At 32.6% G+C, this 24760-nt stretch carries 21 protein-coding genes; 13 read left to right on the top strand and 8 right to left on the bottom strand.

The features are described 5' to 3' along the window. Window positions 1-121: 121 nt before the first annotated feature. Window positions 122-3445 (top strand): chemotaxis protein CheB, encoded by a 3324-nt coding sequence (locus ACNQF9_RS09710; protein WP_417990138.1) that lies wholly within the window; start codon window positions 122-124, stop codon window positions 3443-3445. An 84-nt stretch (window positions 3446-3529) separates the two neighbouring features. Then, window positions 3530-5698 carry an ATP-binding protein gene (locus tag ACNQF9_RS09705; protein WP_417990137.1) on the top strand — a complete coding sequence of 723 codons (2169 nt, stop codon included), beginning with the start codon at window positions 3530-3532 and terminating at the stop codon, window positions 5696-5698. 67 nt (window positions 5699-5765) lie between these two features. On the opposite strand, the gene ACNQF9_RS09700 is transcribed toward ACNQF9_RS09705, so the two are convergent. From ACNQF9_RS09700 to ACNQF9_RS09675, 6 genes are all read right to left on the bottom strand, one after another. Then, complete coding sequence (locus tag ACNQF9_RS09700; protein WP_417990136.1) at window positions 5766-6344, bottom strand: LOG family protein; 579 nt, start codon at window positions 6342-6344, stop codon at window positions 5766-5768. A gap of 290 nt (window positions 6345-6634) precedes the next feature. Beyond that, window positions 6635-6937: a thioredoxin gene (trxA, locus tag ACNQF9_RS09695; protein WP_417990135.1), complete on the bottom strand. Its 303-nt coding sequence runs from the start codon at window positions 6935-6937 to the stop codon at window positions 6635-6637. A 196-nt stretch (window positions 6938-7133) separates the two neighbouring features. After that, window positions 7134-7970, bottom strand: coding sequence for a methyltransferase domain-containing protein (locus ACNQF9_RS09690; protein WP_417990134.1), 837 nt, complete (start codon window positions 7968-7970; stop codon window positions 7134-7136). Window positions 7971-8101: 131 nt separating this feature from the next. Further along, window positions 8102-9517, bottom strand: coding sequence for an MBL fold metallo-hydrolase (locus ACNQF9_RS09685; protein WP_417990222.1), 1416 nt, complete (start codon window positions 9515-9517; stop codon window positions 8102-8104). A gap of 78 nt (window positions 9518-9595) precedes the next feature. Beyond that, complete coding sequence (locus tag ACNQF9_RS09680) at window positions 9596-10384, bottom strand: sulfite exporter TauE/SafE family protein (RefSeq protein WP_417959652.1); 789 nt, start codon at window positions 10382-10384, stop codon at window positions 9596-9598. Between the two features lie 72 nt (window positions 10385-10456). Then, the gene (locus ACNQF9_RS09675; RefSeq protein ID WP_417959653.1) at window positions 10457-11083 is read right to left on the bottom strand and encodes a Crp/Fnr family transcriptional regulator; all 627 of its coding nucleotides are present in this window, start codon (window positions 11081-11083) and stop codon (window positions 10457-10459) included. 284 nt (window positions 11084-11367) lie between these two features. On the opposite strand from ACNQF9_RS09675, the gene ACNQF9_RS09670 reads away from it, so the two are divergent. From ACNQF9_RS09670 to ligA, 4 genes are all read left to right on the top strand, one after another. After that, window positions 11368-11679, top strand: coding sequence for a rhodanese-like domain-containing protein (locus ACNQF9_RS09670; protein ID WP_417959654.1), 312 nt, complete (start codon window positions 11368-11370; stop codon window positions 11677-11679). 65 nt (window positions 11680-11744) lie between these two features. Further along, window positions 11745-13325, top strand: coding sequence for an NADP-dependent glyceraldehyde-3-phosphate dehydrogenase (locus ACNQF9_RS09665; RefSeq protein ID WP_417959655.1), 1581 nt, complete (start codon window positions 11745-11747; stop codon window positions 13323-13325). Between the two features lie 99 nt (window positions 13326-13424). After that, complete coding sequence (locus ACNQF9_RS09660; RefSeq protein WP_417959656.1) at window positions 13425-13898, top strand: DUF6495 family protein; 474 nt, start codon at window positions 13425-13427, stop codon at window positions 13896-13898. Between the two features lie 73 nt (window positions 13899-13971). Beyond that, entirely contained in the window at window positions 13972-15990 is a 2019-nt protein-coding gene (gene ligA, locus ACNQF9_RS09655) for an NAD-dependent DNA ligase LigA (protein ID WP_417959657.1), read from the top strand. Between the two features lie 262 nt (window positions 15991-16252). Here ligA and ACNQF9_RS09650 read toward each other — a convergent pair whose 3' ends face one another. Together ACNQF9_RS09650 and ACNQF9_RS09645 are read right to left on the bottom strand one after the other, a co-directional pair. Continuing rightward, a complete protein-coding gene (locus ACNQF9_RS09650; RefSeq protein WP_417959658.1) occupies window positions 16253-17164 on the bottom strand; it encodes a bifunctional metallophosphatase/5'-nucleotidase in 912 nt (303 codons plus the stop codon). Between the two features lie 177 nt (window positions 17165-17341). Further along, the gene (locus tag ACNQF9_RS09645) at window positions 17342-18151 is read right to left on the bottom strand and encodes a 5'-nucleotidase C-terminal domain-containing protein (RefSeq protein ID WP_417990133.1); all 810 of its coding nucleotides are present in this window, start codon (window positions 18149-18151) and stop codon (window positions 17342-17344) included. Between the two features lie 47 nt (window positions 18152-18198). Here ACNQF9_RS09645 and ACNQF9_RS09640 point away from each other — a divergent pair, with 47 nt between their 5' ends. The 7 genes from ACNQF9_RS09640 (at window position 18199) to recN (ending at window position 24729) form a co-directional block, all read left to right on the top strand. Next, the gene (locus ACNQF9_RS09640; protein WP_417959660.1) at window positions 18199-18717 is read left to right on the top strand and encodes a DUF6913 domain-containing protein; all 519 of its coding nucleotides are present in this window, start codon (window positions 18199-18201) and stop codon (window positions 18715-18717) included. A gap of 1 nt (window position 18718) precedes the next feature. After that, window positions 18719-19606 carry a 4-hydroxy-tetrahydrodipicolinate synthase gene (gene dapA / locus ACNQF9_RS09635; protein ID WP_417959661.1) on the top strand — a complete coding sequence of 296 codons (888 nt, stop codon included), beginning with the start codon at window positions 18719-18721 and terminating at the stop codon, window positions 19604-19606. A 128-nt stretch (window positions 19607-19734) separates the two neighbouring features. Then, window positions 19735-20529 (top strand): outer membrane protein assembly factor BamD, encoded by a 795-nt coding sequence (locus tag ACNQF9_RS09630; RefSeq protein ID WP_417959663.1) that lies wholly within the window; start codon window positions 19735-19737, stop codon window positions 20527-20529. Between the two features lie 8 nt (window positions 20530-20537). Continuing rightward, window positions 20538-20855: a DNA-directed RNA polymerase subunit omega gene (locus tag ACNQF9_RS09625; RefSeq protein ID WP_417959664.1), complete on the top strand. Its 318-nt coding sequence runs from the start codon at window positions 20538-20540 to the stop codon at window positions 20853-20855. 7 nt (window positions 20856-20862) lie between these two features. Beyond that, entirely contained in the window at window positions 20863-22080 is a 1218-nt protein-coding gene (coaBC, locus tag ACNQF9_RS09620) for a bifunctional phosphopantothenoylcysteine decarboxylase/phosphopantothenate--cysteine ligase CoaBC (RefSeq protein ID WP_417959665.1), read from the top strand. 70 nt (window positions 22081-22150) lie between these two features. Continuing rightward, entirely contained in the window at window positions 22151-23035 is an 885-nt protein-coding gene (gene porD / locus ACNQF9_RS09615; RefSeq protein ID WP_417959666.1) for a type IX secretion system protein PorD, read from the top strand. A 41-nt stretch (window positions 23036-23076) separates the two neighbouring features. Beyond that, on the top strand, window positions 23077-24729 hold the full coding sequence (gene recN / locus ACNQF9_RS09610) for a DNA repair protein RecN (RefSeq protein WP_417990132.1): 1653 nt from the start codon (window positions 23077-23079) through the stop codon (window positions 24727-24729). The last annotated feature ends 31 nt before the right edge of the window (window positions 24730-24760 follow it).

The following is a 24760-nucleotide window of genomic DNA, read 5'->3' as shown; positions in this document are numbered from 1 at the left end:
AAGGATTAGACAATTTAAACATATTAAATTAGCCATTTATTAATTGTCAAATTTAAAAAACAATACTTAATTGTAGTATACTACTCAACAAAAAATAGTTAAATGAAAATCTAACTTTATAATGATAAAATATAATCAAGTCAGTCTTGAAGAAGGCGAAATTTTAGATTTGAAACCAAATTTAAGTTTATCTCTATCCGATATTAAAGACTTTCCAATTATTGGTATTGGAGCTTCTGCGGGTGGGCTAGAAGCGCTAAAATTATTTTTTGAAAAAATGCCTACAGCAACAGGTATGGGATTTATAGTAATCCAGCATCTAGACCCAACACATCCTGGAATAATGCCTGAATTACTACAAAGAATGACAGAGATGAAAGTTTATCAGGTAACAGATATGCTTCCGGTAAGACCTAATTCTGTTTATGTAATTCCACCAAATAAAAGCTTATCAATTTTGAACGGTAAATTGCACGTATTTGATCCCAAAGAGCCTCGAGGGTTGCGATTACCAATTGACATTTTTTTTAGATCATTAGCAGCGGATCGAATGGAAAAAAGTATTGGAGTTGTTCTTTCTGGAATGGGATCTGATGGTAGTTTAGGACTAAAAGCCATCAAAGAAAAAAACGGAATAGTAGTGGTACAAGACCCTACCTCTGCAAAATTTGACAGCATGCCACGTAATGCAGTTGCATCTGTTACAGCTGATATTGTTGCGCCTGTTCAAGAATTACCTGACAGGATAATTGCATTGCTCCAATATTTTCCAAAAATCAATAGCGTATCTGATTTTTACATTAAAACTAAAAGTAGTCTTGATAAAATTATAATCTTGTTACGGGAACAAACAGGGCATGATTTTTCGATGTATAAAAAAAGTACTTTACTGCGTCGCATTGAAAGACGAAAAGGAATACATCACATTGACAAAATAGAAACGTATGTACGTTTTTTAAAAGAAAATCCCCAAGAAACGGAATTGCTTTTCAAAGAATTACTAATTGGTGTAACGAGTTTCTTTAGAGATCCTCCTGTTTGGAATAAACTGAAAGAGGAAATTATTCCAAAAATGTTACAAGGAATGTCTCCTGAACATATTGTACGAGTATGGATTCCTGCCTGTTCGACGGGTGAAGAAGCGTATTCTTTAGCAATGATTTTTGAAGAGGAAAACTATAAAAGGGAAAAAGATAAAAGAATAAAATTACAAATTTTCGCAACTGATTTAGATGTTTTATCTATTGAGAAAGCAAGGAAAGGTTTTTTTTATTCTAACATAACAAAGGATGTATCACAAGAACGTATCAATAAGTTTTTCACACCCGAAAAAGAAGGATATCGGGTAAACACTTCTATTCGAGAAATGATTGTTTTTGCGCCTCACAATGTTATCAAAGACCCTCCATTTACAAAGTTGGATTTATTAACTTGCCGGAACATGTTGATATACATGGAACCTCAATTACAAAATAAATTAATAATGCTGTTTAATTATAGCTTAAACCATGGTGGTATAATGATGCTTGGAACTGCAGAAACAATTGCAAGCAGTATTACAGGATTTGAAGTAGTGGATTCAAAATTGAAGTTTTTTAAGCGAATTTCAAAATCAATTTCCCCTAAATTCTCAAACTTTCCAAGTTCTTTTTCCCAAATTAAAAGAGAAACTATTGATATTATGAAAGAAAATAAGGTCGTTGAAAACATACAGACTCTTACGGATCAAATTTTACTACAACGTTTTTTACCTGCAAGCATACTGGTTAATAATAAAGGGGATATAGTCTATATTACTGGGAGAACTGGGAAATATTTAGAACCAGTAGCTGGTAAAGCAAACTGGAACATTCATGCTATGGCTCGGGAAGGTTTAAGAAATGAATTGCCAAAAGCATTCCGTAAAGCGATGCAAAATTTCAATCCAGTGCATGTTGATGCCATAAAAGTAAATGAAAATGGAACCTATCATCTAATAAACTTGACAGTCCAGCAATTAGAAAGTCCGGACGCTTTAAAAGGGATGATAATGTTGGTATTTACGGATGTTATCAATACTAATAGTAGTAAGGAACCCAGTTTAGGTATTTCTAAATTAATAAAATTGAATGCTACTAGTAAAGAGAACGAACTGGAAGCGGAACTCATTCGTAGTAATGAAGATTTAAATAGTGTTCGAGAAGAGATGCAGGCTTCTCAGGAGGAACTTAAATCAACAAATGAAGAGCTTCAATCGACAAATGAAGAGCTTCAATCAACAAATGAAGAATTAACAACTTCAAAGGAAGAGCTTCAAAGTTTAAACGAAGAATTACAAACCGTTAATACGGAGTTACAGAGTAAGTTAATTGATTTTGAGCAGGCAAATAATGACATGAAAAACCTGCTTAATAGTACGGAAATCGCCACTCTTTTTTTAGATAATGAACTAAATATACGACGATTTACAGATCCCGTAACTAAAATATTTAAATTGCGTGCTACGGATACTGGAAGACCTTTTACAGATTTAGTTTGCGATTTGAAATATCCCGAAATGGTTGATAATGCGCTAGAAGTTATACGAACACTTACACCCATCCAGAAAGAAGTGCCAACAAATGATAACAGGTTTTATTATGTTCGTATAATGCCATATCGTACTTTGGATGACCGCATAGATGGACTTGTAATCACATTTACTGATATTACAGCAGCAAAACAAGCTGAGGAATCTCTTAAACTAGAAAATCAGTACCGTCGTCTTTTTGAATCTGCCAAAGATGGAATTCTAATTCTTAATTTTGAGTCTGGAAAAATAATAGATGTAAATCCATTTTTGGTAGGTATGTTGGGTTTTTCATATGACCAGTTTATTGAGAAATCGATTTGGGAAATAGGTTCTCTAAAAGATATTGTTGCCAATAAGGATAAATTTTTAGAGTTACAAAAAAAAGAATTTGTTCGGTATGAAAATTTGCCCTTAGAAACTGCAAAAGGAAGAAAGATACATGTTGAGTTTGTTAGTAATGTTTATCTGGTAAATAATAAAAAAGTGATTCAGTGTATCATACGCGATATTTCTGATCGTGTCTTTGTTCAGGAAGCATTAGTTAATGCTGAAACGCGTTACAAACACCTTTTCGATTCTGTAAAAGACGGAATTGTATTTGTGGATGGAGCATCAGGAAAGATAAATGCTGTAAACCCTTTTTTTATAGATTTAACGGGTATTCCCAAGGAAAAATTTATTGGGAAAGAAATTTGGACTGTTGAATTTCTCAAAAACATCATAGTAAATAAAAATACTTTTAAGGAATTGAGTCACAACGAATCATTTCGCTCAATCTACAAAGAGATTGAAACAGCGCATAAAAAAAGAATTAATATTGAATTTATTAGTACAGTGTATTTTATTGGAAATCAAAAAAACATTCAATTTTTCATGCATGAAATAGCATTATAAAAGAGATTTTTGGTTAAAGATAAAAGGCTTTATAATTTCCAATTCTAGACAATTAAAATAGTAGTATTTAAAAATGTAGTACTCATGGGAAATATTGAAAATAAAACTGACGCTCGCTTCATCATTAGACAAAAAGCAGAGGAATTACAAAGGATAAAAGAGTCAAAAAGTAATTCCAAACTTTCTGAGGTGGAAACATTAAAACTGATTCATGAATTAGAGGTACATCAGTTAGAGTTGGAGATGCAAAAAGACGAACTCCTGCTTGCAGTAAATGAGGCCGAAAAGGCAAAGCAAAAATACACTGAATTGTATGATTTTGCGCCCACAGGCTATTTTACGCTTACGAATTCGGGTAAAGTGACTCATCTTAATATAGCTGGGTCTCAACTATTAAAAAAAGACAGATCAAAATTGATAAACAGTCAATTTGGATTTTTTGTTTGTGATGATTCTAAGCCTGTTTTCAATAAATTTATAGATCGTATATTTGAAGTTGAAAAAAAGGAATGTTGTGAGGTTAAATTAGTTTTAGAGGATCAAACAACCATAAATATATATCTTACCGGAATTCTTTCTGAAAATAAAAAAGAAGCACTGATCACAGTTGTAGACATTACAAAACATAAATTAACGGAATCAGCACTTAGAGAAAGTGAAGAACGGTATCGGGATTTATTGAATAATCTTGATGTTGGTATAATTGTGCATGATAAGAATTCTTCTATTCTTTTTTCAAATCCCAAAGCCTCTGTGTTAATAGGTTTGAGTAAGGAAAAAATAAAAGAAAAACACAGTCATAATCCACTATGGAAATTTATAAAAGAGGATTATAAATCGTTGTCCATAGAAAATTACCCCGTTAACCAAATTATTAGTTCACGAAAATCAATTAAAAATTTTATTATTGGAATAAAAAAACCCTATATCACATCTATTAAATGGCTTTTGTTTAATGGTTTTCCTGTTTTTAATAATAATGGAGAAATTGACAAAGTGATCATTAGCTTTGTTGAAATAACGGAGTTTAAAAAATTAGAAATTGCGCTGACGAAAGCTAAAGAACAAGCCGAAGCGGCCAATAAAGCTAAATCTAGTTTTTTGACAAATATGAGCCACGAAATTCGTACTCCCTTAAACGGAATTATTGGATTTACGGATTTATTAATGCGGACTAGTTTAGATGGAAACCAGAAGGAATACATGAATACGGTTAATGAATCTGCTACTATTTTAATTGAAATAATTAATAATATTTTAGATTTTTCCAAAATAGAATCGGGAAAATTAGAATTGAACGTGGAAGAAATTAATCTTATAGAACTTACGCATCATGTAGTTGATATTTTTAAATATCATGCAGATTTAAAAAAAATAGATTTAATTTTAAATATAGAAGACACTGTTCCCAATTTTGTTTTTGCAGATTCTATACGTTTGAAACAAATTTTAGTAAATTTAATAGGTAACGCATTAAAATTCACAAAAATAGGGCATGTTCAGTTAGATATTAGTTGTGAAACTAATTTTGAAGATGAAAATCGATGCCACTTAACGTTTTGTGTAAAGGACACAGGTATTGGAATAAAACAAGAAAATCAAGAGAAAGTATTTCAATCTTTTATGCAGGAAGATTGCTCTATAACACGCAAATTTGGAGGAACAGGACTTGGATTAGCTATTTCAAATCAGCTTTTGTCCTTGATGAACAGTGATTTAAAATTAAAAAGTAAATTTGGACAAGGAAGTGAGTTTTATTTTAATATTGAATTAGAAAAATCTAATCATGAAACTATTTCCATAGGCCAAGAGGAAAAAGTTAAGAGAAATAACGAAGCCAATTATTCAATGGATTTTTCTGGGAAAAATATATTGATAGTTGAGGATAATAGAATTAATATGCTTTTAGTAAAAACGTTACTGAAATCGATTCTACCAGGTAGCACTATTTTAGAAGCATCAGATGGTGAAAAAGCAATTAAAATGTACAAAAAAGAGAAACTGGATTTGATTTTAATGGACATCCAAATGCCTCATAAAAACGGATATCAAACTACTGCGGAAATAAAACATTTAAAAAAATACAATAACATTCCAATAATTGCCTTGACTGCAGGCATAATGTTAGGTGAAAAAGAAAAGTGTTTAGAATCAGGAATGGATGATTATGTTTCCAAACCAATTATTAGATGTAAATTAGAAGAAGTTTTATATAAATGGTTGCAAAAGGGAGCGTTAAATGAAAATAATTAAATTTAAAAAAAGATCTTCAAATTTATAATTAAGTCTGGTTATGTTAGTTGTCAATCAAGGAATGTTTTTATTTTGTTCTTTTTAAACCAAATTTTTTGATAGCGTGTTTTTTGAGGTGTTCAATTACCTCCTCTACAGAGTCAGTTACGAAAAGGAGCTTCATGTCTTCAGGACTGATGCTCTCATAGTCTACCATTTTTTTGATATGATAGGTTAATTCTTTGTGATAAATAGAATCAAAAATTACAATTGGGAAATTGCTGATTATTTTATTTTGAATTAAAGTCAAAGCTTCAAATAGTTCGTCTAATGTTCCTATTCCTCCTGGCATTACTACAAAAGCATAGGAATATTTTATTAAAATTACTTTTCTTACAAAAAAATAAGGAATATAAACCCATTTGTGTAGATAAGAATTTTGTTTTTGCTCTACAGGAAGCACAATATTGCATCCTACAGAATATCCGCCTGCTTGATAAGCTCCTTTATTTGCGGCTTCCATTAATCCAGGTCCACCTCCTGTCATTACTGTAAATCCTAATTTTGCTATTTCGGAACCAATTTTTTCGGCGCTTTTATAATGAGCAGTTTCTGGACCAAAACGGGCTGATCCAAAAATCGTTACACAAGGACCTAGGGCATGCATTTTTTGAAAAGCTCTTATAAAATTATAAAGGACCTTAAAAATGAAAGTTAAGTTTTTTATCCGCGTCATCGGTCCTCGTACAAATAAAGATTCGGATCTTGAAAGTTTGTATTTACGAGGCTTTTTCATAATGATTGTAAAAAAATAGAAATTAATACAGAGTTTTTATGAAGTTTTAAATAAATTTTCCAATACAAATAAAGAATGAATTTTTCAAAAAATAAAAGTTCATCAGTTTGTAACGTAATTACAGTAAATTTAATTTTAGAATTAATACTGACTGTTAAAAATTATTTATTACTTTTTTCCAAAATGATTTTAATAATTTCTTCTTTACTCAACACTCCGGATTGTCTCCACAACTGTATGCCATGTTGAAATAAAATCATAGTAGGAACTCCACGAACCTGATATTGATTTGAAATTTGCTGGTTTTTGTCTACGTCAATTTTAATGATGGAAATGGTCTCTCCCAAATTCTCTTTTACTGCTTTTAAAATTGGACCAAGCGTTTTACATGGTCCACACCATGTAGCAAAAAAATCTATTAATACCGGTTTTTCTGATTTGATAATTGTATCGAAATTACTCATCTGTAATGTATTTGTAGTTAGGAAATAGTTCTATTTAAAAAAAAATTAACTTACTAAAAAAAACAGCCCTTTAAACATTTATATTTTAAAAAGCGACTTTAGCAAAAATTATTGAGGTAACTATTAGAAAAATCTAAAACTTAAGGTGTTATTTTATAAATAAAAGATGCCTCCATTATTTTGAAAAAAACTAATATTATTGTTTCAATTTTTCAATTTTATACTTTTCATCATATGAAATCACATGTTGTAATTCCTTGATTGTGATTTCTTTTTTACTGACAATTAAAACTTCAGCAAAATTACTACTCATATTTACATTTAAGATAGTATCAATTGTTGCTAATTTTTGTGAGATAGTTTTCATACAGTTACTACAAGTAATGCCATCAAATTTATAAAGAGTAACAGCTACTAGATTGTTTTTTTTTAGTTCGATAAATAATTCAGAATTGGCTCTTGCTTTTATGGATTTTTTAGACAAATTCATGCTCAAAAAGTCAAAAACTCCTGCAAAAAGCATTCCATATTCTTCTTTACTTCCGCCAAAAGGAGGGCCGGTTTCAAAAGTTCGGTTGAATAATACTCCAGCCAAAATTCCTTCATCAGCTAAAAGATAATGCATTTTCCAAACGTACTTTTGCCGCAATACAGGTGGTAAAGCGCAGAAAAAGGTTTGCTCAATTATCAAATCATATTTTCCCTCGTGTTCAAAGAAATCACCTAATATAATTTGAATATTAGAATTGTTTTTAAACTTTTCTTTTAAATCCGCAACGGGAGTGGGTGCAATATCTATAACAGTTATGTTTGTAAATCCTTGCTCGAAAAGATAGTCTGCTTCATAACTATTACCACAGCCGGGAATTAAAATACGAATGTTTTTGTTTTTTAAGGTATCCACATACGCTTGTATGGGAGGAGATACTTTACCTAAATCCCAATGGGTTGTCTTAGCTTTGTATTGGGCTTCCCAATAGGTTGCGTCAAGCGATGACTCACAGGAAACTAGACAACATTTTAACTCTGACATTTTATTTTATTTTTTAAATTGTTAACATTATGAATAAAGACGTTCAAAAGAGGTACATATAAAATACTTTTATAATTGATATAAAAAACACCAATAATTTTGATAGTCAGCTTTCTTAATTTAGGTGTCAATTATTTTAAAACTTTGCTTTGGCAAACGAAATCAGTTTTTGGTATATTTGTTTTTGCAATTGCATTAAATCCACCTTCAATTTCTGTAAAATTTCTAAAACCACGAGCTTCTAATATTGAAGCGGCAATCATACTACGGTATCCCCCCGCACAATGTAGGTAAAAATGTTCTTTCGGATTTATATCCTTCACCCATTCATTAATAGCTGCTAATGGTTTACTGTAGGCTTCTTGTACATGTTCAGCTGAATATTCATTTTCTTTGCGAATATCAATTATAGTGCTTTCACCTATTTTTACTTTTTCTACAAATTGTTTGGCTGTAATTCTATTTACCGTATCAATTTCTTTTCCGGATTTTGCCCAGGCATCAAAACCGCCATCTAGATGACCTATTAAATTATCAAACCCTACACGACTCAAACGCGTTACAGTTTCTTCCTCTTGTCCTACTTCACAAACAATTAGAATGGGTTGTTTTACATTCCCAATTAAAGCGCCCACCCAGGGAGCAAAATCCCCGTCAATTCCTATATTTATAGCTTGCGGAATAAATCCTCTAGCAAAATCCCCATTTTTTCTCGTATCTAAAATCAAGGCACCGGTTTCTTCAGCAGCCATTTCAAATTCGACCACCGATAGTGCACGCATTCCCAAATGCAATACCTTTTCAAAACTCTCATATCCTTTTTTATTCAGGGCTACATTCATGCCAAAATAAGCCGGTGGAGGCAATAAACCTTCGGTTACTTCTTGCACAAATTCGGCTTCAGTCATATTTGCTCGCAATGCATAATTTGATATTTTTTGATTGCCGATAGTAGATATTGTTTCTTTGCTCATGTTTTTTCCACAGGCACTTCCTGCACCATGAGCTGGATATACAATAACATCATCTGCCAAGGGCATCACCTTATCTCTTAAGGAATGATATAAGAGCGCAGCTAAGTCTTCCTGTGTCATCGAAGCTGCTTTTTGGGCTAAATCCGGTCTTCCTACATCTCCAATAAATAAAGTATCTCCAGAGAAAATTGCGTGATCTTTTCCGGTTTCATCAATCAGTAAATAAGTAGCGCTTTCCATAGTGTGGCCAGGGGTATGTAAAACTTTTATTTTGATGTTTCCAATAGTGAATTCTTGTCCGTCTTTAGCAGAAATACATTCAAATTCACAGGTTGCATTTGGACCATAAACAATAGGAGCGCCAGTTTCTTTACTCAAATCAACATGGCCAGATACAAAATCAGCATGGAAATGGGTTTCAAAAATATATTTTAATGTAACGTTGTCTCTTTCTAATCGATCTAAATACGGTTGGGTTTCACGTAATGGGTCAATTATAGCAGCTTCGCCATTAGAGGTAATATAATAAGCACCTTGGGCTAAACATCCTGTATATATTTGTTCAATTTGCATGATTGCGTCTTTTAATTTCATAGTACAAATGTAGTTCTGTTTTTTAGGATAAACAGTGATAATTGTTACATTGATTTTTTATTTCATTAAAGATTCTTTGATTATAATATAAATACCCATGCTTAGTATAAACCATCCAAAAGCGGGTTTTAATCTTGCTCCATCAATTTTTTTAGATAAATAAGTTCCAATAAACATTCCAATTATGGCAATTGTTGAAATAGTAAAAAGCAGTTTATAATTGATTGGATTACCATTACATACATCCCCGCCAAATCCAATTAATGAATTAATAAAGATAATCAATAATGAAGTGCCAATAGCCTGTTTTATAGGTAAGTTTGCAAAAAAAAGCAAAGCTGGAATGATTAAAAATCCACCTCCGGCACCTAAAAATCCTGTTATGAACCCCACCAGAAGTCCTATGTAGGCAATACGGAAAAAGTTATCTTGTTTCACATTCTTTTTTTGACTAGTTTTTTTTATCATTGATATTGATGTAATAATCATTAGTATAGCAAAGATTATCATTATCAAAAGGTTTTTTGATACTTCAAAAGCATTTATTGTAAAAAGAACGGAAGGGATTGTGGGCAATATAATATCCCGAACAAAAAGTAAAGAAAGTACAGAAGGTATTGCGAAAATTAGTGCTGGTTTTAACTTTAAATTTCCAAGTTTGTAGTGACCGTAACTACCAATCATGGCTGTTATTCCTACTATAAATAAGGAATAACTTGTTGCCTGTTCTGGATTGATATTAAAAAGGTATACTAAAATAGGAACAGCAAGAATTGATCCTCCGCCACCTATTAGACCTAAAGAAAGCCCAATGATAATTGAAGCAAAATAACCTAAATATTCCATTTGAATTTTTTTAATACAAAGGTTGTCTGTAAATCATTTGTAAACGGTAACATTTGTCACATTAATGATGTTTTATTTTAAAATTTCAATATTGTTACGGTGCAGGGATACCAAGCCCCTTTGTTCCATCTTTTTTAAAAGACGAGAAATCACTTCTCTGGAGGTATTTAATTCGGAGGCAATTTCCTGATGAGAAAGTTTCAATTCTTTACAGTGGCAAGCCTCGGCATGGCGTTTTAAATAAAATTCTAAACGTTCATCCATTGCTCTAAATGCAATGCTGTCAATGACTTCTAGGACTTCCTCAAAACGAGTGCGATAGGAATTAATTACAAATTCAGACCAACTGCGGTGTTGCATCATCCATTTGTCCATGAATAGAAGAGGAATTAACACGATGTCAACATCTTCAACAACCTTGGCCATTATTTGACTTTTTTCATTTTTGGTAGCACAAATCATAGAAATAGCACAGGCTTGACCGGGTTGTAAATAATACATGAAAAATTCACCTCCATTTTCATCTTCGCGATAAATTTTTATTTTTCCACTGATCACTAATACAGTGTTTTTTATATATTGGCCGGTTCGTATTATTATATCACCGTTTTGGTAGGAATGTAAAGTGGCGTTTGTTGCGATTTCTATACCTAATTCTCTTGAAAATGAAGGAAATATATTCTTGATTGATTCTAGCATTTTAGTATAATTACTATCGTTTATAATGTAAAAGTAATCTAAAAAAAATAAAAAGAGGAGGCTGTTTTTAATTAGGAAATTATGGGCAAGTGGTTGATTTATTGCATCTTATTTTATTTATTGCCCATGGATTTAATAGGCTTTTTCAGTAAAATAGATGGCTGATTTATAATTCTTTGATACAAACTGTTTTGCGAAAACGTTTTCTTATAAATATTATCTAATTTACAATTCATCCGTTTATTATTAGTTAAAAACGTTGTATTTTTACAAAAAAAATCATTATGAATTTAACACAAGAAGATTGGATTTCTCAATTTGAAGCTGATGAAAATGCAGTGATTTTAGATGTGAGAACTGAAGCAGAATTCAATGAAGGTATTATCACTAATGCCATCAATATTGATATTCACCGAGGTCAGGATTTTGTAACTGAAATAGAAACATTAGACAAGAGTAAAAATTATTATGTGTATTGCCGTTCCGGTATGCGAAGTGCAAAAGCATGTGAAATCATGAATCAACTGGGTTTTGAAAATGCTTATAATCTGGTAGGAGGTATTACAGAATGGGATGGCGAAGTAGTTACTCCCTAATAAATAAAGAGGCAATTGCCTCTTTATTTATTTTAAAATAAAAATAAAATTTAATATACTTTAGTATGAATGTAATACCAGAAGAATTTAAGATCACCACATTATTGAATCAAGATACATATTTAATAGATGGTGAGTTAAAAAAATGGGAAGGTCAAACTACCGCGGTTTTCTCGACAATCTCATCCTCGGAGGAATACGGACCAACTATATTAGGATCTATTCCCTTTATGGGAGAAACAGAAGCTAATGAAGCAGTAAATGCGGCTAGCATAGCTTACAATAATGGTCAAGGTTTGTGGCCTACCATGAAAGTTTCGGACCGTATCAAATGCATGGCAAATTTTGTTACGCAGATGAAAGCGACTCGAACAGAAGTTGTTAAACTTTTGATGTGGGAAATTGGAAAATCATTGGGTGATTCTGAAAAGGAATTTGACAGAACGGTAGAGTACATCTACGATACTATTGAAGATTACAAACTGTTAGACAGAGACAGTTCTCGTTTTACCAAGAGCCAAGGGGTTAATGCCATGGTACGTCGCGGACCACTTGGTGTTGTACTGTGTCTTGGACCATACAATTATCCTTTGAATGAAACTTTTTCTTTATTGATTCCCGCTTTGATTATGGGTAACACTGTAATTTTCAAACCTGCTAAGCATGGTGTTTTGTTAATTTCTCCTCTATTGGAGGCATTTAGGAACAGTTTTCCAAAAGGAGTTATTAATATTGTTTATGGAAGAGGACGTGAAGTAGCTTCGCCAATAATGAAATCTGGAAAAGTAGATATTCTGGCTTTGATTGGTAATAGTAAATCAGCTATTGCGTTGCAGGATCAACATCCTAACAAAAACAGATTACGGTTGATACTAGGCCTAGAGGCTAAAAATCCAGCGATTATTTTACCGGATGCCGATTTAGATTTGGCTATTCAAGAATGTATTGCAGGTACCTTATCATTTAATGGTCAACGTTGTACGGCCTTAAAAATTTTATATGTTCATGAGACGATTGCCGATGAATTTAATCGTCGTTTTGCTGCCAAAGTAGATGCGCTGGTTTTTGGAAATCCATGGGATCAATCAGTACAGTTAACTCCGTTGCCCGAAAAAGACAAGCCTGCCTACATCCAGGAATTAATTGATGATGCGACTCACAAGGGAGCGAAAATAATTAATGCTAAAGGAGGGGAGCACTCTCCTAATTATATCTTTCCTGCAGTTTTATTTCCAATAAACAAAGAAATGAGAGTGTATCATGAAGAGCAGTTTGGTCCTGTTGTACCCATTATGACTTTCAAAGACATTCAAGAACCATTGAATGATATGGCGGAGTCAAATTACGGACAACAAGTAAGTTTGTTTGGAAAAGACATCAAAACTATTGCGCCACTTATTGATACTTTAGTGAATCTAGTGTGTAGAGTAAACCTAAATAGTTCTTGTCAAAGAGGTCCTGATGTATACCCATTTACAGGCAGGAAAGACTCTGCTGTGGGAACGTTAAGCATTCATGATGCCTTGCGTTCGTTCTCTATCAGAACTTTTGTAGCATCAAAAGATAATGATTATAACAATAGTATTTTGCAGGAATTATTAAATAGCAAAGAATCTAATTTTGTCAGTACAGATTATACATTGTAATTTATATAGATTAAATTTGCCCTCTCGTTTGAGAGGGTTTTTTTTGTTTTATAAAATCAAGAATAGCTAAAAATAAAAGTCAAATATTAAAACGCAATAATGAAATACTCAAGATTAACAAAAGAACAATTTGAGGAATTGAATCAGGAATTCAGTACTTTTTTAGCAACGCAGACCATCGATAAAGCCGAGTGGGATAAAATAAAAGCAGAAAAACCAGAAGTTGCCGAACAAGAATTAGATGTTTTTTCTGATTTGGTATGGGAAGGAGTACTTTCAAAAGCAACGTACTTAGAACATTTTTCTAAAAATCATATTTTTCTTTTTCATTGTTTTGATACTCACGTCCAATCAATAGTCTTGAAATCTTTAGTTCCAGAGACTGATTTCTTGACCAAAGAAGGCTTGCAATGGCTTAGCGATAATATGTTTACGGATACTATTGAAATGAAAGTGGGTAAAAAAGAGTTTTCAGAAGAACGCAATACTTCAATTTTTGAATTAATACAACAAGGTTCGTTTTTGAGTGATGGTCTATTGTACCAGCAAATAAATACTATTATGGCATCTTAATTGTATTGCTATTTATTTTTAATTGGCTATTTTAGTACACTTTTTCAAAACTAAAATAGCCAATTTATTTTCTATGGATATTCAGAATACAATTCAAAAATTAAGGGAGGAATTAAATCAGCACAACTATAATTACTATGTGTTAGATAAGGCAATTATTTCTGATTATGACTTTGATTTGAAATTAAAAAAACTACAAGAGCTTGAAAGTCAGTATCCGGAATATTTTGATGAGAACTCACCTTCGCAACGAGTAGGTGGAACAATAACAAAAAACTTCCAAACCGTTCCGCATAGATATAGAATGTACTCTTTGGATAATTCCTATTCCAAAGAAGAATTAATTGATTGGGAAAAACGCGTTCAGAAGGTCTTAGGCGATGTCCCGCTAGAATATACCTGTGAATTAAAATATGATGGTGCCTCAATTAGTATTACGTATGAAAATGGAAAACTGAAACGAGCCGTTACGCGTGGCGATGGTTTTCAGGGAGATGATGTGACTAATAATATCAAAACCATAAAATCAATTCCGTTAAAACTAAAAGGGAATTTCCCAGATACATTTGACGTTCGCGGTGAAATAATTTTGCCTTTTGCCGGATTCGAAAAAATGAATCAGGAACTAATAGAAATTGGAGAAACTCCCTATTCTAATCCTAGAAATACGGCTTCAGGAAGTCTAAAATTGCAAGATAGCGCTGAAGTGGCAAAAAGACCTTTGGATTGTTTGTTGTATTTTTTAATTGGAAATACTCTTCCTTTCAAATCGCAGTTTGAAGGATTAGAATCCGCGAGAAACTGGGGTTTTAAAGTTCCTAAAGAAGCAAAATTAGCCAGTAATTTAACTGAGGTTTTCGAATTTATTGATTACTGGGATAGTCAAAGGCATACTCTTCCTTATGAAACGGATGGTATTGTGGTTAAAGTAAATTCTTTTCAGTATCAAGAGGAATTGGGTTTTACCGCCAAATCACCTCGTTGGGCCATCGCTTATAAATTCAAATCAGAACAAGTTTCAACAAAATTAAATTCTATTTCGTATCAGGTAGGACGAACCGGTTCTATAACTCCTGTAGCTAATCTTGACCCCGTTCAGTTAGCTGGAACCATTGTAAAAAGAGCTTCATTGCATAATGCTGATCAAATAGAAAAGTTAGATATTCGTGTAGGAGATACTGTTTTTGTGGAAAAAGGAGGAGAAATTATTCCCAAAATTATAGCGGTCGATTTAACAAAACGAGCCGATGCCTCAGAATCTACAAAATACATTAGCCATTGTCCGGAATGCAATACAGAACTGGTCAGATCAGAAGGAGAAGCGAATCATTATTGTCCAAATTTTTATGGATGTCCACCGCAGATCATTGGAAGAATTCAGCATTTTATTTCTAGAAAAGCCATGGATATTGAAGGTCTTGGCGGAGAAACGGTAGCCTTACTTTTTAATAATGGATTAGTTCATAATTATGCCGATTTGTATGAATTGACTGTCGACCAGATTTTACCCTTGGATCGAATGGCACAAAAATCGGCTGAGAATTTAGTAAATGGAGTGGCTCATTCTAAAAATATTCCTTTCGAACGCGTTTTGTTTGCACTCGGAATTCGCTTTGTAGGAGAAACAGTAGCGAAGAAATTGGCTAAACATTATAAAAACATTGATGCCTTGGGTCAGGCGACTTTGATGGATTTAATTTTGGTAGACGAAATTGGAGATCGAATCGCACAAAGTGTACTTGATTTTTTTGAAAACAAAGAAAATAGAGGCATTCTGGAAAGGCTTAAAAAATATGGAATACAATTTGAAATTGTTGAAAAAATAAATCCCAATGCTACAGATAAACTTATAGGAAAAACTTTTGTGGTCTCAGGTGTGTTTGAGAAATTCTCTAGAGACGATTTGAAAAAAGCAATTGAAGATAATGGGGGAAAAGTGGGGAATTCTATTTCAGCAAAGACGGATTATGTTGTAGCTGGCGATAATATGGGGCCGGCTAAACTTGATAAAGCAAATAAACTCAACATTTCGATAATTTCCGAAGATGATTTTATCAATTTAATTCATACTTCTACTACAGAGACTGATTAAAGATATAGTTTTTGCCAGAATATGCATTGTCTGTTTTTTGGTGTAACGATTGAAATTCTTGTAGGGGTATTTTTATAGTTTTTTTTTGTTATTAAACGATTAGTCTTATTTATAGTAAGTTAGTCTGTTTTATAAATTTGGGATTCATGCCCAAAGTTTAAATCCAGACATGAAAGTAAACACTAAATAAAGTAATGATCGGTTTTGTTCAAAAAATAATTAGTGTGTAAATGGTTAAATTTTGAAGGAAAATCGATTGTAGTTACACTATAATCGATTTTCCTTCAAAAGCTTTTGCTTTATTGTTATCCAAATAAAAATCAATTCTCCCCAGATTTATACCATAACAACCTACTTGATTTACTAAAACTTCTTTGCCAATACGGTTTTTTGTAACAGTAGGTTTGTCTAAAAAAGTATGGGTATGTCCGCCAATAATCAAGTCAATATCCTGTGTGAGTTCGGCTAATTTTAAATCACATATTTTAGTAGGTTCGTCTTTGTATTTATACCCTAAATGGGATAGGCAAATTACTAAATCACACTGCTGTTCTTTCTTTAAAATTCGTACCATTTCTTGTGCGGTCTCAACCGGATCGTTGTAAACAGTCTCCTTATACATTCCTTTATCGACTAAACCGGCAAGCTCAATCCCGAGTCCAAAAACACCAACCTTAATCCCATTCTTGTTGAATATTTTGTATGGTTTTACAAAACCATCCATCACAGTATTTTTAAAATCATAGTTAGCGGATAAAAACTCAAAGTTGGCGTGTGGCATTTGTGCATGCAAACCTTCAACCCCATTATCAAAATCATGATTCCCTATGGTAGAAGCATCGTATTGCATCATGCTCATCAATTTGAATTCTAATTCTCCGCCATAATAGTTAAAATAAGGAGTTCCCTGAAAAATATCGCCCGCATCTAATAACAGAACATTTGGATTTTCTTTTCGAATTGTTTCAATCAATGCGGCCCTGCGGGCTACACCACCCATATTAGCATTTCTGGGATGATCAGCCGGAAATGGATCAATATAACTGTGTACATCATTCGTATGTAAAACTGTCAGCTGTCTGGCTTTTGAGGATTCGAAGCTGCTTAATGATATTCCTAAACCCAGTAAAGCTGAACCTGCAGCTGTTTTCTCTATAAATTCTCTTCTTTTCATTTTATTTTTTTTTGGAGCTATTTCCTGCTGTTTGCTATATATTTATGCTTTTAAAGAAAAAACACAAAGGCAATTGCGAAAGCAATTCGACCATCAGGGCTAAAGCCATATCTTAACAGTGTTATTCTATACTTGTTTAAAGCGAAGCCTTGTGTCGCACTATGGAACATTTATTTTTTATTCAACCGTAATTCGAATGTCATTTATCACGGGAATTGTATCTACTTCTTTGAAATAGTCAATTAGGATATTTCTCAACTTATAGTCTAAATCAAATTTCTGAATGCCTTTTTTAAAGAAATTCATGTTATCTCCACCATTGGATAAATAATCATTGGTTCCAACATAATAAATGGTCTCTTTTTCAAGGGGTTTTCCTTGTACTAAAATATTTTTGGCAACATTGTTTTTGTCAATTGTAAATGTAATTCCAGCAAGAGGATGGGATTTCTTTTCGGCAATAAAAAAGGTTACCATTTCAAGAATTTGTTCCCCTTTTAAAGCGATAACAACCAAGCTGTTTTCAAAAGGCATAATTTCAAAAGCGGTTCTGGCGGTTACATTCCCTTTCGGGAGTATAGAACGAATCCCGCCACTGTTGAGCAGGCAAATGTCAATACTCTTTTTTTCTCGGGCTTTAAACACAGCATTGCCTCGCATTAAAGTCACATCAGCCATTAAATTACCAATAGTAGTTTGCCATTTACCGGTGCTTTTATCTAATGTTTGTGGACTATAGGCAAGAATGCTGTCTAAGTCGTTGTTGATATTTTCTCGGTATGGTTTTATGAAATTTTCAATTTGTTGAGCTTGTCCTCTTTGTGGACCGGAATTAAGAGCTTGATTTTCCTTTTCCGTTACTGGAATTCGCTTTCCTTCAATCTTAGTAACGTAATAATTTTGTTTGCTGCATGAAACAACAAATAAAAATGTTAAGAATATAACAAAAAGTTTAGAAACGTCGTTATACTTTTTTAGTTTTACCATTTTAAATGCGACTTAATTAATTAATTTTGTAATCAAGTAAAAGTAATATGTTTTTAAATTATATAAAGAATTTTTTTGTAAAAAAAACATTAAAAAACAGTTTGCAAAATTTAAAAAGTAATGCTTCTACAGCTGCCATACATACCGTTGGATTAGTGGTTGATGCTACTGATTTTGTTAAGATCGAATTATTGATTAAAGAATTGTCTTCATTTGGAATTGTTCCTGAAAGCATAAAAACCATTGTTTACAATGGAAAACTAAAGAAAGGTAATAAAGATACATATCCTACTTTTAATGCAAGGCATCTTAACTGGAATGGACAAATTTCGTCTCCAGCAGTACATGATTTTATCAATCAAAAGTTTGATTTACTAATCAGTTATTATGATATCGAAAAAGCAATTTTAATGCAAATTACGCATCATTCAAAAGCAAACTTCAAAGTGGGCTTTTCAACTATTGACAAAAGATTAAATCATTTCATGATTAAAACGGAAGTCAATAGTTACAGTGTTTTTGTAAGTGAATTATTTAAATATTTAAAATTATTAAACAAAATATAATATGCAATCATTAATAGGAACCGGTGTTGCTCTTGTAACCCCATTCAAACAAGATTTTTCAATTGATACCGATGCTTTAAAAAGAATTGTACATTTTTCTATTGATGGAGGAATTGAATATCTGGTAGTATTGGGTACAACTGCAGAAAATGCAACCTTGTCTCCGGACGAAAAAGAATTGGTTATTCGTACTGTAATCGAAGCGAATAATGGCGCTTTGCCATTAGTGCTTGGAGTAGGAGGGAATAATACCTTAAAAGTGGTTGAAGAATTAAAAACAAGAGATTTGTCAGCATTTACAGCGATACTTTCTGTTTCACCGTATTACAATAAACCAACTCAAGAAGGGATTTACCAACATTTTAAAGCAGTTGCTGAAGCATCGCCAATTCCGGTAATTTTATACAATGTTCCTGGGAGAACGGCGAGCAATATGTTGCCTTCAACGGTTTTGCGTTTGGCACACGATTTCGAAAACGTTGTTGCCATCAAAGAGGCAGCAGGAGATATCGTTCAGGCCATGCAATTATTGAAAAATAAACCTAAAGATTTTCTTGTGATTTCAGGTGATGATATGATTGCTTTACCAATGGTTTTAGCAGGTGGATCTGGCGTTATATCAGTAATTGGACAAGGTTTTCCTAAAGAATTTTCAGAAATGATTCGATTGGGATTAAATCGTAAAGTAGACGAAGCGTTTAAATCGCAGTATCTTTTAGCAGATTGTATCGATATGATTTTTGAGCAGGGTAATCCTGCAGGAATCAAACAAGTGTTTCTATCGCTAGGAATTTCAGAAAACACAGTGCGATTGCCGCTAGTGGGAGTAGATGATTTATTAGCGGGAAAAATTGACCAATTTGTTAAAAAAGTAAATAAACAAGGTTAAATAAAAAGACTTTTTTTAAACAAAAAATATATTTTGAAGTCGCTAAATTAATAACTAAATTTGCCACCGAAACTTCGGTATGATTTCGTGGGTTGTTTCAATCAGGAAATCATAAAAAAAGTAAACAAATGAAAAAAATAATATCTCTTTTACTTCTTATAGTCGTTTTTAGTTCTTGTAACGAATATCAAAAAGCATTAAAAACGGAAGATGTCGCTATTAAATTTGATATGGCGACTAGACTGTATGATGCGGGAAAGTATTCTAAAGCGATTCGTATTTTTGAACAAATTGCTCCTGCATACAGAGGAAAACCTCAAGCTGAAAAATTGTTTTATATGTTTGCTCAGTCTTATTATAAAACTAAGCAATATTACTTGGCAGGATATCAATTTGAAAGTTTTGTTTCCGGATATCCTAAAAGTGAAAAATTACAAGAAGCGGCGTATTTGGGCGCAAAAAGTTACTCAATGTTATCACCAGTTTATAGTTTAGATCAAACGGATACTACAAAAGCATTAGATAAATTACAGTCATTTATTGATAATTATCCAAATTCAGAGTATTTATCTGAGGCAAACAATGCAGTAAAATTACTGAGTGAAAAAATAGAGAAAAAGGTTTTTGAAAATGCGAAAGGGTACAATACAATTTCGGATTATAAATCGGCAATTATAGCCTTAGAAAATTTTGTTTCGGATTATCCAGGAACGCCTTTCAAAGAGGATGCATTGTATTACAAGTTAGATTCAGCCTATCAATTGGCTATTAATAGTATTCCTTCAAAAATGGAAGATCGATTAAATGTAGCAAAGGTAGCACAGTCAAATTTGATAAAATTTAATGCCGAAACTAAATACAAAAAAGTAGCAAACGAAATGTTAGCTAGAATAAATAAAGATTTACAAAAATTTACTAAATAAATAACGCCATGGATTTAAAAAAGACGATTGCTCCAGTAAATACAATTACATACAACAAAAATGTGATTGAAGAACCTACTGGTAATGTGTATGAAGCGATAACCATTATGGCTAAAAGAGCAAACCAAATCAATTCTGAGATTAAAAAAGAATTGACTGAGAAATTAGAAGAATTTGCTACTTACAATGACAGTCTTGAGGAAGTTTTTGAGAACAAAGAACAAATTGAGGTTTCAAAATTTTATGAAAAACTACCTAAGCCACATGCTTTAGCGGTTCAAGAATGGTTGGATGGTAAAATTTACCATAGAGATTCAAATAAATAATAATGCTATGTCAGTTTTAAACGGTAAGAAAATTTTACTAGGAATCTCTGGTGGAATCGCAGCGTATAAAACAGCATCATTAGTACGACTTTTCATAAAAGCAGGTGCACATGTCCAAGTGATAATGACACCTGCTTCTAAGGATTTTATAACTCCGCTAACACTATCTACATTATCCAAAAACCCGGTACATTCCAGTTTTTATAATCAAGATGATGAAAATGAGAAATGGAATAATCATGTAGATTTAGCACTTTGGGCCGATCTAATGGTAATTGCTCCTGCAACGGCAAATACGTTGTCTAAAATGACCAATGGCAGTTGTGACAACCTTTTGATTGCTGCCTATTTGTCTGCTAAATGTCCTGTGTATTTTGCGCCTGCAATGGATCTGGATATGTATAAACATTCCTCAACCGTGGCTAATTTCTCTTCTTTGATGCGATTTGGGAATATAATTATTCCTGCAGAAACAGGCGAATTGGCAAGTGGCTTATCCGGAGAAGGTAGAATGGCCGAGCCTGAAAATATTGTGGCATATATTGAAGCTGATTTAAACAGTAAATTACCTCTTAAAGGGAAAAAAATACTAATTACTGCTGGGCCTACTTATGAAGCCATAGATCCTGTTCGTTTTATTGGGAATCACTCTTCGGGGAAAATGGGCTTTGATATAGCTTCAAGCGCTGCTAATCTAGGGGCTATAGTAATTTTAGTTTCAGGGCCCACAAATTGTAAAGTTTTAAATCCATTAATCACTGTTATTCCAGTAGTTTCGGCTGAAGAAATGTACAATGCATGTCATCAGTTTTATGCAGATGTTGATGTTGCTATTGCGGCAGCAGCTGTAGCAGATTATAAACCGAAACATACAGAAGCGCAAAAAATTAAAAAGGCTGCAGCTGAATTTACAATCGAACTTGTGAAGACAAAAGATATTTTAGCTTCTTTAGGGGCTCAAAAGGAAAAACAATTTTTGATTGGTTTTGCATTAGAGACAGAGAATGAAATTGAAAATGCAAAGCTGAAAATTCAGAAAAAAAACTTAGATTTGATTGTTTTAAATTCGTTGCAAGATCCTGGTGCTGGTTTTGGGAAAGCAACTAATAAAGTAACTTTTATTGATAAAAATTTCATTATTGAACCTATGGAATTAAAATCTAAAGAGGCAGTTGCTGATGATATTTTAAATAAAGTGATAATTCATTTTGGGATTCAACACTAGAGAAATGGTTTATTGATCACTTATAGCTGTTGTAAGTGAGACAAAATGAATAAAAAATAGAAATCTACGGATGAATAAAATAATTATTTTTTTGCTGCTTTTTATTTTTGGATTTGCTCAAGCGCAACAATTAAATTGTGTGGTAACGGTAGACTCCCAAAGGCTGAGCGTGACAAATCAGCAAGTTTTTAAAACTTTAGAAACAGCCATAAGCGAGTTTGTAAATAAAACCGATTGGACAGGTCAAGTGGTAAAGCAAAGTGAAAAGATCAATTGTTCAATGTATATTACGGTGTCTGCTAACAGTTCAGATCAATTTACGGCTACTATTCAAGTTCAGTCCGCCAGACCGGTTTTTAATTCCTCCTATTCATCGCCGGTGTTAAATTATAATGATAAAGACTTTAATTTTAAGTACACCGAGTTCGAAAATTTAATTTTTAACCCCAGTACGTTTGATTCTAACCTAATATCGGTACTTTCTTTTTACAGTTATGTGATTTTAGGAATGGATGCGGACACTTTTGTCGCTAATTCTGGTACTTCTAATTTTGAAATCGCTCAAAACATTTCAAGTGTAGCTCAGCAAAGCGGTTCAAAGGGATGGAGTCAAGCCGATGGAAATCAAAATCGCTATTTTTTAATAAATGATATTTTATCTCCAACTTTCAAACAAGTCCGACAAACTATGTTCGATTATCATTCTGGATTAGACTTGATGAGCCAGGATTTAAAAGTTTCGAAAGAAAAAATTAAGGTATCGTTAATTAATCTGGCAAAATTAAATGCCACCCGACCAAATGCTTTTTTAGCACGTGTGTTTTTCGATGCAAAATCGGATGAAATAGTATCTATATTTTCTGGTGGACCTAGTATTACGATATCAGATTTAGTCAATAATTTGAATAAAATTTCTCCTTTGAACTCAAGTAAATGGGTTTCTATACAATATTAACCAGTCTTCAATTTAGCTTTTCTCAAAAAATAATATAGTAAATGATAACATCACTTTCAATAAAAAACTATGCTTTAATAGAAAAATTGACTATCGATTTTTCAAAAGGGTTTTCCACAATAACCGGAGAAACTGGTGCTGGTAAATCAATAATTTTAGGCGCATTAGGGCTGGTATTAGGAAAAAGAGCCGATTTGACTTCATTGAAAAATAAGGAAGAAAAATGTGTAATTGAAGCACATTTTGAAATTTCAAAGTATAATTTGACCTCTTTTTTCGAGTCAAATGATTTAGACTATGAGAATGATACAATAATTAGACGTGAAATTCTGCCTTCAGGTAAGTCTCGAGCTTTTGTAAATGATAGTCCCGTAAATCTTCAAGAATTGCAGGAATTAAGCTTGTTTCTAATTGATATTCATTCCCAGCAGCAAACTCAGGAACTTTCTGATGAAAGTGTACAATTTGATATCATAGATGCTATTGCAAATAACAAGGAAACGATTCTGGAGTATCAATTACTTTTAAAAAGTTTTAAAGCAGATAAATCTAAATTGAATGCACTGTTGCAAATACAAAGAGAATCTAAAAAAGAACAGGAATACAATACTTTTTTATTAGATGAATTGATTGCAGCAAAATTAAAGCTCGGTGAACAAGAAGTTCTTGAAGCTGATTTTGACAAGTTAAATAATGTTGAAATTATAAAAGAATCTATCGATAGGTCTTTGGCTATAGCCAATGAAGAACAAATCGGTGTAGTGCATAATTTGAATGAAATTAAGGTTTCACTACAAAAAACAGCATCTTTTTCAACGGAATATCATTCCTTATTAGAAAGAATTACGAGCATAACAATTGAGTTTGATGATATCTTAGGTGAGTTGAATCGTTGTTCCGAAAAACTAGTTAATGATCCAGAGCAATTGGATTTAGTTAGTCAAAAGCTTCAGTTGATTTTTAATTTGCAAAAGAAACATCAGGTTTCATCTGTAGATGAATTATTGAAAATCCAAGTTAATATGGAGAATTCAGTTTTAGAGTTAGGGAATATAGAAGAAGAAATTGAATCGCTGACTGTTTCTGTTGAACAAAAAACAAGTTATTTAGATGCATTTTCGATTAGAATTCATAATTATAGATTGGAATCTATTCCAGTTTTGTCTCAAAAATTAATTGAGATATTAGAAACGTTAGGAATGCCTAATGTGCGATTTAAAATGGATCTTTTAACAACTGAAACGTATTTTAAAAACGGGAAAGATGAGCTTCAGTTTTTATTTTCAGCCAATAAAGGAACGGATTTTGGTTTATTGAAAAAAGTCGCTTCCGGAGGTGAAATGTCTAGAATTATGCTGGCTGTAAAGGCAATATTAGCCCAATATTCAAAATTGCCAACACTGATTTTTGATGAAATAGATACCGGTGTTTCTGGTGAAATTGCTATAAGAATGGGAGAAATTATGAAAGATATGAGTCAGGCAATGCAAATTTTTGCCATAACCCATTTGCCACAAATTGCGGCTAAAGGCAATGCACATTTCAAGGTTTTTAAATCCACTGTTGGAGAGGATACTCAATCTGAATTGAAACTTTTAAATGAGGATGAACGTATAGTTGAAATAGCCCAAATGTTATCCGGAACAGTCGTTTCTGATTCGGCCTTAAATCATGCTAAAGCTTTGTTGAACTAATATTTTAAATTATATTTGTTTCTAATATAAT

Origin of the sequence: Flavobacterium amylolyticum (assembly GCF_048284335.1) — a bacterium.
In the GTDB taxonomy this organism is placed as follows: Bacteria; Bacteroidota; Bacteroidia; order Flavobacteriales; family Flavobacteriaceae; genus Flavobacterium.
This window is presented reverse-complemented; position numbering and strand designations above follow the sequence as displayed.

Excerpts from the sequence above, each read along its gene's own strand:
- ACNQF9_RS09710 (WP_417990138.1), top strand. The coding sequence starts at position 122 with ATGATAAAATATAATCAAGTCAGTCTTGAAGAAGGCGAAATTTTAGAT.
- ACNQF9_RS09705 (WP_417990137.1), top strand. The coding sequence starts at position 3,530 with ATGGGAAATATTGAAAATAAAACTGACGCTCGCTTCATCATTAGACAA.
- ACNQF9_RS09700 (WP_417990136.1), bottom strand. The coding sequence starts at position 6,344 with ATGCATGCCCTAGGTCCTTGTGTAACGATTTTTGGATCAGCCCGTTTT.
- trxA (WP_417990135.1), bottom strand. The coding sequence starts at position 6,937 with ATGAGTAATTTCGATACAATTATCAAATCAGAAAAACCGGTATTAATA.
- ACNQF9_RS09690 (WP_417990134.1), bottom strand. The coding sequence starts at position 7,970 with ATGTCAGAGTTAAAATGTTGTCTAGTTTCCTGTGAGTCATCGCTTGAC.
- ACNQF9_RS09685 (WP_417990222.1), bottom strand. The coding sequence starts at position 9,517 with ATGCAAATTGAACAAATATATACAGGATGTTTAGCCCAAGGTGCTTAT.
- ACNQF9_RS09680 (WP_417959652.1), bottom strand. The coding sequence starts at position 10,384 with ATGGAATATTTAGGTTATTTTGCTTCAATTATCATTGGGCTTTCTTTA.
- ACNQF9_RS09675 (WP_417959653.1), bottom strand. The coding sequence starts at position 11,083 with ATGCTAGAATCAATCAAGAATATATTTCCTTCATTTTCAAGAGAATTA.
- ACNQF9_RS09670 (WP_417959654.1), top strand. The coding sequence starts at position 11,368 with ATGAATTTAACACAAGAAGATTGGATTTCTCAATTTGAAGCTGATGAA.
- ACNQF9_RS09665 (WP_417959655.1), top strand. The coding sequence starts at position 11,745 with ATGAATGTAATACCAGAAGAATTTAAGATCACCACATTATTGAATCAA.
- ACNQF9_RS09660 (WP_417959656.1), top strand. The coding sequence starts at position 13,425 with ATGAAATACTCAAGATTAACAAAAGAACAATTTGAGGAATTGAATCAG.
- ligA (WP_417959657.1), top strand. The coding sequence starts at position 13,972 with ATGGATATTCAGAATACAATTCAAAAATTAAGGGAGGAATTAAATCAG.
- ACNQF9_RS09650 (WP_417959658.1), bottom strand. The coding sequence starts at position 17,164 with ATGAAAAGAAGAGAATTTATAGAGAAAACAGCTGCAGGTTCAGCTTTA.
- ACNQF9_RS09645 (WP_417990133.1), bottom strand. The coding sequence starts at position 18,151 with ATGGTAAAACTAAAAAAGTATAACGACGTTTCTAAACTTTTTGTTATA.
- ACNQF9_RS09640 (WP_417959660.1), top strand. The coding sequence starts at position 18,199 with ATGTTTTTAAATTATATAAAGAATTTTTTTGTAAAAAAAACATTAAAA.
- dapA (WP_417959661.1), top strand. The coding sequence starts at position 18,719 with ATGCAATCATTAATAGGAACCGGTGTTGCTCTTGTAACCCCATTCAAA.
- ACNQF9_RS09630 (WP_417959663.1), top strand. The coding sequence starts at position 19,735 with ATGAAAAAAATAATATCTCTTTTACTTCTTATAGTCGTTTTTAGTTCT.
- ACNQF9_RS09625 (WP_417959664.1), top strand. The coding sequence starts at position 20,538 with ATGGATTTAAAAAAGACGATTGCTCCAGTAAATACAATTACATACAAC.
- coaBC (WP_417959665.1), top strand. The coding sequence starts at position 20,863 with ATGTCAGTTTTAAACGGTAAGAAAATTTTACTAGGAATCTCTGGTGGA.
- porD (WP_417959666.1), top strand. The coding sequence starts at position 22,151 with ATGAATAAAATAATTATTTTTTTGCTGCTTTTTATTTTTGGATTTGCT.
- recN (WP_417990132.1), top strand. The coding sequence starts at position 23,077 with ATGATAACATCACTTTCAATAAAAAACTATGCTTTAATAGAAAAATTG.